The sequence below is a fragment of the Verrucomicrobiia bacterium genome (assembly GCA_035460805.1).
Classification (GTDB): domain Bacteria; phylum Patescibacteriota; class UBA1384; order CAILIB01; family CAILIB01; genus DATHWI01.
The window spans coordinates 1-7952 of sequence record DATHWI010000059.1 but is presented as its reverse complement, the minus strand read 5'-3'; the positions used below and the strand labels follow the sequence as shown (position 1 = coordinate 7952).

Here is a 7952-nt window from a genome sequence, read left to right as displayed (position 1 = left end):
CAGGTGCTTGCTTGGATTCGCCAGTCTTACGACGCGGTTAACTAGGGTGCCATGCGCCGATACATTGCCTTCCTTCGCGGCATAAACGTTGGTGGCAACCGCGTGGTCAAAATGGAGGTGCTCCGCAAACTCTTTGAAGAGTTGGGCCTTGAAGGGGTAAAGACATACATCCAAAGTGGGAATGTCTTTTTTGATGCCGATGCGGACCCTCAAAAACTTGAGGCACAAATAGCTCCCCATCTTCATACGGCACTTGGGTTCCAAGTCCCGGTGTATATTCGGACCGTCGAAGAAGTAGACTCTCTGTTGGAGTTCCCTCTGTTCTGCGACAAGGAACCAGGGGAAAACGAACGGTACCTTGTCCTCTTTACGGCTGAAAAAGTTACCGTGCCTAAGAAGCTGCCGTTAACCTCCGCTAAAGGTGACTGTGAGATTGTGGGTGTAGGTAAGAAGGAGGTGTTTGTCCGTTACTTTGTGACAAATGGACGGCCGGCCGACCCTACCAAGCTCGTTTCCGTCACATTTGGCGATATCCAAACTACCGGACGCTTTTTCCATACCCTCAAGAAGATTGTGACCGCTGCGAAAGCATAAGCTTTTCCGAGCGGGACAGCTGGCGGATGGCATGCTCGCGCTTCAAAGCAGTAGAACGGTCCGCACATGTTTCCGAATAGATAAGCACGACTGGCTGTCGTGTTTTTGTGTATTTGGCCCCTAGGGTTGAGCCGTTATGCTCTTTGACCCTCCGTTCTACATCCGTACAGATGCCGGTGTAGAGGGTGGCATCGGCACACTGCACCATGTAGACGAAATAGGGTTTCATATAGGTGTAGTATGCCTGTATTTTATGACAACAAAAAACCAGGACTCGGTAGTCCTGGTTCAGAAGCCGTGAGGCTTAGTGTGTCGCTGTGCGCGGCGCCCAAAGGGCGGGGATTGCGCGGACGAACGGCCGCTTGCTCTTCTCCATGCTGGTGTTGATCTGCTGGCAGACGAAGGCGAAAACGCACATCGCGCCGTAGAGGACGGAGCAGAAGGCAATCGCGCTCATTGGTGGCTCCAACCCGCTGAGGAGCGGTGTGGCCTGAAAGCCGCAGAAGAGTGCGAACGTGCACATTGCGGCAATCAAGAGCGTGTAGAGGGCGGTGCGGCGGAAGCCTGCGGTTCGCCAGCCGTAGAAAAAGAGGCCAACGATCCATGTCGTGCATCCGATCGCCAGGGCATTTCCGTAGAACGTGGGGAAGACCCATGTCATGGTTAGGCCAAGGGCCACGGATATGCCGATGAAACAGAGGATGAAGGCGACGGGAGAGGGGAGCGTGTTTAGCAAGTTTCGCATACGTGGGAGGTTATACCATAAAACCCCCCATTTGTCAATCCTATAGCCCTAAAGTTTCTTGCTTTCCATGCCAGTGCGGAAGGGTTGTTACCTCCTCTGCCCGTTCATGTAGGTCAATAGGATAGATGCCAGAAAAACACGAAGTGCAGAACTGGTCTTCGGGCAATTCTGTGGCAGCAATCAGCCCTGGATAGGAGAGATAGTGAAGGGAATCTACGCCAAGGAAGTCCCTTATTTCCTCCTCCGTTTTATGTACTGCAATGAGATGCTCTTGCGACGGGACATCCATCCCGTAAAAGTCTGGATAGCGGAATGGAGGGGAGCTCACCATGAAATGCACTTCACGGGCGCCCGCAGCTTTAAGGAGTTTGATTACTTGCGGGGACGTGGTGCCGCGGACAATGGAGTCATCTACCAAAATAACCCGCTTACCCGCCAAGGCGGAACGGATAGGGTTGAGCTTCATGCGTACGGCAACATCCCGCATTTGTTGTTCGGGTTGGATGAAGGTGCGGCCAATGTACCGGTTCTTAATGAGGGCAAAAGAAAGGGGGATGCCAGACGCTTCCGCGTACCCTTGCGCCGCGGTAATGCCAGAGTCTGGGACGGGGACAACAATATCAGCCTCTAGCCCTTCGGTTTCACGGGCCAGCTCTGCACCCATGTTCTTGCGTACCTGATCTACGCTTTTCCCCAATATATAGCTGTCAGGTCGGGAGAAGTAGACGAACTCAAAGATGTCCAGCTTTTGGTTGGGCGGGGCTAATTGCTGGCTTTTCAGCTTGCCTGCAGTAATGGTAACCATTTCACCGGGGAGCACCTCACGCATAAAGGTGGCGCCGATGGTATCAAAAGCGCATGTTTCCGAGGCCACTACATAGGCTTTCTCCAGTTGCCCTAGGGCAAGTGGCCGGATGCCGCAGTGATCCCTAATGGCGACCAGCGTATCCGAGGTCATGACAAGAAGGGAGAATGCGCCAGTAAAGAGGGGGAATGCCTTGGCAACTGCCTTGCTCAAGGAGTGGCCTTGGATAAGGTAGTACTTAATGGCAGCAGCCATCATCTCGGAATCGGTCAGGTTTTGGGCAGCAATGCCGTGCTTCTTGAGGAAGACTTCCAGGGCGGCGGTAGAAGGGAGGTTGCCGTTGTGGGCTACGGCTACCAGTCGGTCCTTTCCCATAATGGGTTGGATATGGTCATGGTCAGAGCCGCCCGAAGTTGAGTAGCGGTTATGCCCAATGGCAAGGGAGCCATGGAGCTTGGCGATAACTTCCTCAGTGTAAATCTGGTTGACCAGTCCCGCCTGGCGGTGGGCACGCAGTGTGGTTCCATCGGAGCAGCAAATACCCGACCCTTCTTGCCCGCGATGTTGCAGCGCATAGAGCCCAAAGAAGGTAATCCGTGCCGCATCCTCTGCCCCACATATGCCAAATACGGCACACTTTTCCCGTATTTCGCGTGGGGTCATCATACTGTCATGCTAGCAGAAAATGTGATACCTTTCCCTCACGGGTCCGCGTCTGCAACTAGAAATTACGTCACTCAGGAGGTAAGGACTATGGCATATTGGGACAAACTAACATCGCAAGGGAATGTGGAAGACCGTCGGGGAGCTTCCCTTGCCGGGGGAATAGGGGGCCTTGGCTTGGTAGGGACGCTCATTTTCATGGCCTTCACCTACTTCACTAGTGGAGGTGATTTAAATGCTGTACTCAGTCAGTTGGAAGGCTTGCAAACCACGCAGCAAACCTTTCAAAAGACCGACTTTGACGGGTCGGATGAGTATCCTAAGTTTGCTTCTACGGTATTAGGTTCTAACAACGAAACGTGGCAGCAAATCTTTGCGGCGAGTGGAAAGACCTACACAGCCCCAAAGCTCGTCTTGTTTCGGCAAGCTACCCAGTCCGGCTGCGGCATTGCCACTTCTGAGGTTGGGCCTCACTACTGCCCCTTGGATAGCACCATCTACCTGGATGAAACTTTTTTCGATGAACTCCAGCGCCGCTTTAAGACAGAGGGCGGGGATGTGGCCGAGGCGTACGTCATCTCCCATGAAGTGGGGCACCATGTGCAAAACCTGCTCGGCATAACAGAGGTTGCCGAGCGCACCAACGAAGAGTCTATCCGTATAGAATTACAAGCAGATTGCTTTGCTGGCACCTGGGCTAACTCAGTGGCGCCACTAGGTGTGTTCGAGCCGGGAGAAATTAAGGAGGCGATAGACGCTGCGGCAGCCGTGGGTGATGACCGGATCCAAAAGACAGTTACGGGAAGGGTGGATCCTGAAAGCTGGACCCATGGTTCTTCTGAGCAACGGGTAACGTGGTTTACCAAGGGGTTTGAAACGGGCAAACCAAGTAACTGTACGGTTTCTTAGGGATAAAAAAGCCCCCAGACGGTTGTCTGGGGGTGTGTTGTGTCGGGATTAGCCGACTGGGTTGAGAAGGCGCCGCTGCGGGCGGCCTTCGGAGAGCCATGGGACGAGGTTGAGCTCGTCGAAGGCTTTGATCGCTCCTTCTACGGCAGCCTGGATGTGCTTTCCGTCGCGAGTGCCCCATCCTTTGAGATCAACCGACTTGGGGGCAGCCCAGGTGACGGAGTCCCTGAATGCAGCCTTAACCCTGGGGAGCTGCTCACGTAGGCAGTTCATGCCTTGGGCCATCATCTCGCTGGCGAGCGGGAAGACGCCGGTATTGCTCCATCTCCCAAGGAAGAAGAAGCATTCCGGGAGGGCCTCACTGAAGCCCAGAAGGTAGGGGTCGATCATGCGCTTGGGCGCCGGAGCCTGCCACTCACGTGCCGCTACGTCGTGAAACGGCGTGGCAATCACCAGGTAATCGAGCTCGCCTTGCAGCCGCTCGATGGTCTGGAGGAGGTGTGGCGGAATGACGTCGCCTTGGTACGCAGTGAAGGGGCGAGACCGCCTGTTCCATACCTGATACCAGTCGGCAAGGCGTAGCGTCCCGAGGCGCTCTGCCATGTGCATGCTGAACTTGTCAGGTGCACCGTTGGTGCCGGTTGTATTGGTTAGGGGCTTTCCACGTCCGGCAACGTACCAGACCGGTGCTGTCACCAAGAAGGTGGGCAGGCAGGAGTCGGGCAGCATGGTTGAGGCGCTGAGAAGGTCGAGGCCGCGCAGGTGCCGAAGCTGGCTGCGCAGGGTTTGGAAGTTGGCGTAGGCTGGCTTGAGTACCTGGTTTGCCTGGTTGCTCAGGCCGATGCGGACGTTTGCTGCAGTCAGCTCGTCAAAACGCTTGGCTTCTTGCTCGTCGTCGGTCCCTCCGGTGATAGAGAAATCGATCTCAAAGCCGACGTGGCTTTCCTCCAGATGCGGGTAGTGCTGCCGGAGGAACTCCTCCATGTGCGTATCGATAAACGCCTGGGTGCCTTTCGGGTCATTAGAGAGGGCTTCCTTAATCCTGGGAGCAACCTCTTCAAAAGAGCCAAACGGCTTGTTATTGCGTGCTTTCTCGAGGTCTTCCGGAGAGCTTACGAGGGCGGCGGCGCTTGCGTGGTAGCGGGAGACACCTCTGCCTCCACTGGTCATGGCGAGGGACTGGTCACCGTATAGCGGTGCAAGTACAGTGCTAGATTCCAAAGTTCATCCTCCTACGGATGCCCCTTTTCAGGGTCGAGTTGTGAATGGCCAATGTCGTAGCTTGGATTGGTTGCCCGAAATGTAGCATTTTGGGGTCACATAATCAAGTACCAAAGCCAATTCACCCTAATGGTACGCCATAAAAAAGACCCGGCCTAGTGGCCGGGCTTCTTAGTTTGGGTGCTACCCCTTCACGACGGGGATGGGTCCGCCACCGGTTGTGGTGGTTGTCGTTGTCGTGACGGTGGTAGTCGTGGTGGTGGTACCAACCGCAGGAGCGGGTGTCGCTGGCGTGGCTAACCGTACTTGGTTGCCCTCCGCCGGAATGACCCGAAGCTCCAGCTTCTCGCCGCCACCGGTGGTGACCCACCCGGGCTGAAAGCCCTTGGGGTCCAGGGGAGTGACGCGAAGTACGCGTACATCCACCACACCGGCGTCCTGGATGCTGACTCCTACCACCTTGGTAGGTGTGAGGCGGAAGTCACCAGCCTTTCCCTTGAGAGGGCGCATGATGACCATGACGGTGTCGCCCTCCTTGACGGAGAGTTCCATCGCCACCTCCAGGGTGAGTGCGCGGAAACGCACGTCGCCATGGTTGAACTCCGCAGGCGCCTCGTTCCACCACTTGGTAGAACGGAACCCGCCACGACAAATGTCGGGAGGGAAGGACGCTGCGCTCCAGGAGGCAGCCTGCTGGGCAGGTTGGGCCTCCGGGGCCGTCGTGGTCTGTGCGACCACGGTGGTGGTTGCGAAAACGGCGAGCAGGAGTGATACAGCAATTTTCAAGATGCCGGGATCATACCATAAAAACCTCAATTTGTCAATGTGTTAGAGGCTCTGAGAGAACAAAAAAGCCCCACCATGCGGTGGGGCTTTCAGACACTTCTTAGCGTTCGTATGTCTGTGCGGCGCTGGTGAAAGCGGTTACCTGGGCAGGCGTTTTCCCGGGGAACTTTTCCACTTTGATTTTCTCACCGTCCAGGACTTCCATCATGATGGTCCCTACGGATGCACCCTTAGCGATGGGCTTTACCCCTTTTACAAACTTCTCGTTACCCGTCCACTCAGCGCCAGATGGTTGAACATAGCTAATGGCAGCAAGCTCGTACTTTACCGGGCCAGTAGCCTTGGTGACAGCGCTAGGGTCGGCAGATCCCTTTACGATGTACTGGGCAGCAGTATCGTTGGTCCAGTTGCCAATGGAAACGACAGTTGAACTATCGTCCACATAGTCGGGCGCAACGGAAAGGTGGCCGTCCCAATATCGCCCGCTACTATCCTTATTGTTACTGCTATATCCACCGGTACCCTCACGGAACCAGTTACCAACTAGGGCGCCCGCCTTGTCATTATCAATCTTTCCACCAAAAGGTGCGGCGCTGCGCATGCTGAGAGCCTCAAGCTTGGTCTTGACTGCGCCACTGTAGAGACTCAAAGGGTCAATGGCGTGGATCTTCCAAGGCTCACCATCGTACAATTCTGGACTGATAAAGCCCGTGAGGGTGGTCTTGGTATCTATAAGACTCCAGTCAAATGCGGAGCCGCCAACCATCCCCAATTTTGCACCCGCCTCCAAGGGAATGGAAACTTTTTTGCTTGTGCTTGGGTCAAGCTTTCCAACTACAGCGGACAAGGCTGGGGAAAGCTTGTGAACGTGAATGAAGATAGAGAAATACTGACAGTTATGAGCAATCACAAGCCGGTGGTCTTCAACGGCTGTTTCTTGCTGCCGGTCACCTACGTAGGAAGCAGGCATGGCACTGATTGCTACCACGGTTCCCTTGGCGGGCATGACAACGTCATAGGTGTTGTCGGCTGCACGGGAGTTCAGCGGATGAACATATACGTGGTCTGTAGGGGTAACGTGGCCGTCTAGCACCTTGCCCATAGGTTCAATCCAGCCGAGCTGGCCTTCTGGGAGAGGGGCGGAGGTGAAGCTTGCGTCTTGCTCGACACATCCTTCGCTGTTTTCTGCAAAGAAACGGTTTTCCGACGTTGTGTCAGCGGTAGTTTCGGGCGTTGTGCTTCTGCCCTTGTCTCTTTCAATGGCTTCTCGCTCTTGCTCGCTTATCTGTTCCTTGCCCTTGTCTTTTTCACTATTGTTTCCGCGGGAGGTGAAAGCAAAAACGCCCCCAGCAATAAGCAGGAGGGCGATAACACCTCCAATAATGAGGGGTTTCTTGGAGATCTTTAGTGAAACGACAGGTTTTTCCGCCTCGGGTGCTTTGGGTTGCTCTACTGGTTGGGTTGAAGTTTCTTCAACCGGAGGTTGGTGCTCCATGGGTGGGATGCTAGATACGTGAATCTTGTTAATTCAGTATACATCCATCCCGCCCAAGGGGGGTTATTGGGCCTCTGCGAGTTGCCGCTCACTTACTGCTTTCCGCTTATAGCGGTAGAAGTCTGTAAGCAGAGCGATGATGGCAAAGAGAAAAGGAATAAGGATGCCAAAGATGGCAGAGGCTGGCTCAATAATGTACCGCACAATGTCGATAGGGGGGATGAGGTGGTTCAGCGGCACAATGACCGGATTGGTCATGCCAATGATGAGTTGGCTTATGGGGTGGGAGGAGAGGCCCACGGCGAGGAGGACAAACCGAGTAAGGAATATGGCTTGGAGAATGAGCGTGGGAAGCTCAAAGCGCTCGGAGAACCGGCGAAGCTTGCTCTTCTCTGGGATGGTAGTTTCCATAAGGTTGGGAGCTAACTTGCTAAAGTATCAGTACCATAGTGCACAAATAGTATTTTGTACACCCCTTTAAAATTTTGGGTGCCTTCTAGTAGTCTTGAGTGACCTATTTGACCCAGCAGCCTACATGGCGCCAAATGTAGTTTTCCTTATTGAGGCGCGTATGGTCTACAAACTGGTCAATCGCCCCCATCGGCCAACGCAGGCCCTTGAACTTGGGCGGCAGTTTCTCATGGAGTTGGTCGTAGATCTTGTTGGCGTAGATAACCTTGTAGCGCCGCCCTTCAAATTCCTTCATCTCCGTATTCCAGGGCTTCATGAGCTTG

At 54.6% G+C, this 7952-nt stretch carries 10 protein-coding genes; 2 read left to right on the top strand and 8 right to left on the bottom strand.

Features of this window, described 5'->3' with window-relative positions:
- Window positions 1-51: 51 nt before the first annotated feature.
- Window positions 52-594, top strand: a complete 543-nt coding sequence (locus VLA04_01910; GenBank protein ID HSI20451.1) for a DUF1697 domain-containing protein — start codon at window positions 52-54, stop codon at window positions 592-594.
- On the opposite strand, the gene VLA04_01905 is transcribed toward VLA04_01910, so the two are convergent.
- The 3 genes from VLA04_01905 to purF form a co-directional block, all read right to left on the bottom strand.
- Window positions 563-823 carry a GIY-YIG nuclease family protein gene (locus VLA04_01905; GenBank protein HSI20450.1) on the bottom strand — a complete coding sequence of 87 codons (261 nt, stop codon included), beginning with the start codon at window positions 821-823 and terminating at the stop codon, window positions 563-565. The genes VLA04_01910 and VLA04_01905 overlap by 32 nt on opposite strands.
- 75 nt (window positions 824-898) lie before the next feature.
- Complete coding sequence (locus VLA04_01900) at window positions 899-1339, bottom strand: hypothetical protein (GenBank protein ID HSI20449.1); 441 nt, start codon at window positions 1337-1339, stop codon at window positions 899-901.
- Window positions 1340-1379: 40 nt separating this feature from the next.
- Complete coding sequence (gene purF / locus VLA04_01895; GenBank protein ID HSI20448.1) at window positions 1380-2810, bottom strand: amidophosphoribosyltransferase; 1431 nt, start codon at window positions 2808-2810, stop codon at window positions 1380-1382.
- An 87-nt stretch (window positions 2811-2897) separates the two neighbouring features.
- Here purF and VLA04_01890 point away from each other — a divergent pair, with 87 nt between their 5' ends.
- Window positions 2898-3716, top strand: a complete 819-nt coding sequence (locus tag VLA04_01890; GenBank protein ID HSI20447.1) for a neutral zinc metallopeptidase — start codon at window positions 2898-2900, stop codon at window positions 3714-3716.
- Window positions 3717-3764: 48 nt separating this feature from the next.
- Here VLA04_01890 and VLA04_01885 read toward each other — a convergent pair whose 3' ends face one another.
- From VLA04_01885 to VLA04_01865, 5 genes are all read right to left on the bottom strand, one after another.
- Entirely contained in the window at window positions 3765-4937 is a 1173-nt protein-coding gene (locus VLA04_01885) for a hypothetical protein (protein ID HSI20446.1), read from the bottom strand.
- Between the two features lie 183 nt (window positions 4938-5120).
- The gene (locus tag VLA04_01880) at window positions 5121-5723 is read right to left on the bottom strand and encodes a hypothetical protein (protein HSI20445.1); all 603 of its coding nucleotides are present in this window, start codon (window positions 5721-5723) and stop codon (window positions 5121-5123) included.
- 100 nt (window positions 5724-5823) lie between these two features.
- Window positions 5824-7218, bottom strand: a complete 1395-nt coding sequence (locus VLA04_01875) for a hypothetical protein (protein ID HSI20444.1) — start codon at window positions 7216-7218, stop codon at window positions 5824-5826.
- A gap of 63 nt (window positions 7219-7281) precedes the next feature.
- Window positions 7282-7629 carry a hypothetical protein gene (locus VLA04_01870; GenBank protein HSI20443.1) on the bottom strand — a complete coding sequence of 116 codons (348 nt, stop codon included), beginning with the start codon at window positions 7627-7629 and terminating at the stop codon, window positions 7282-7284.
- Window positions 7630-7732: 103 nt separating this feature from the next.
- Window positions 7733-7952: hypothetical protein (locus VLA04_01865; GenBank protein HSI20442.1), on the bottom strand; the 220-nt coding region annotated here is incomplete at its 5' end.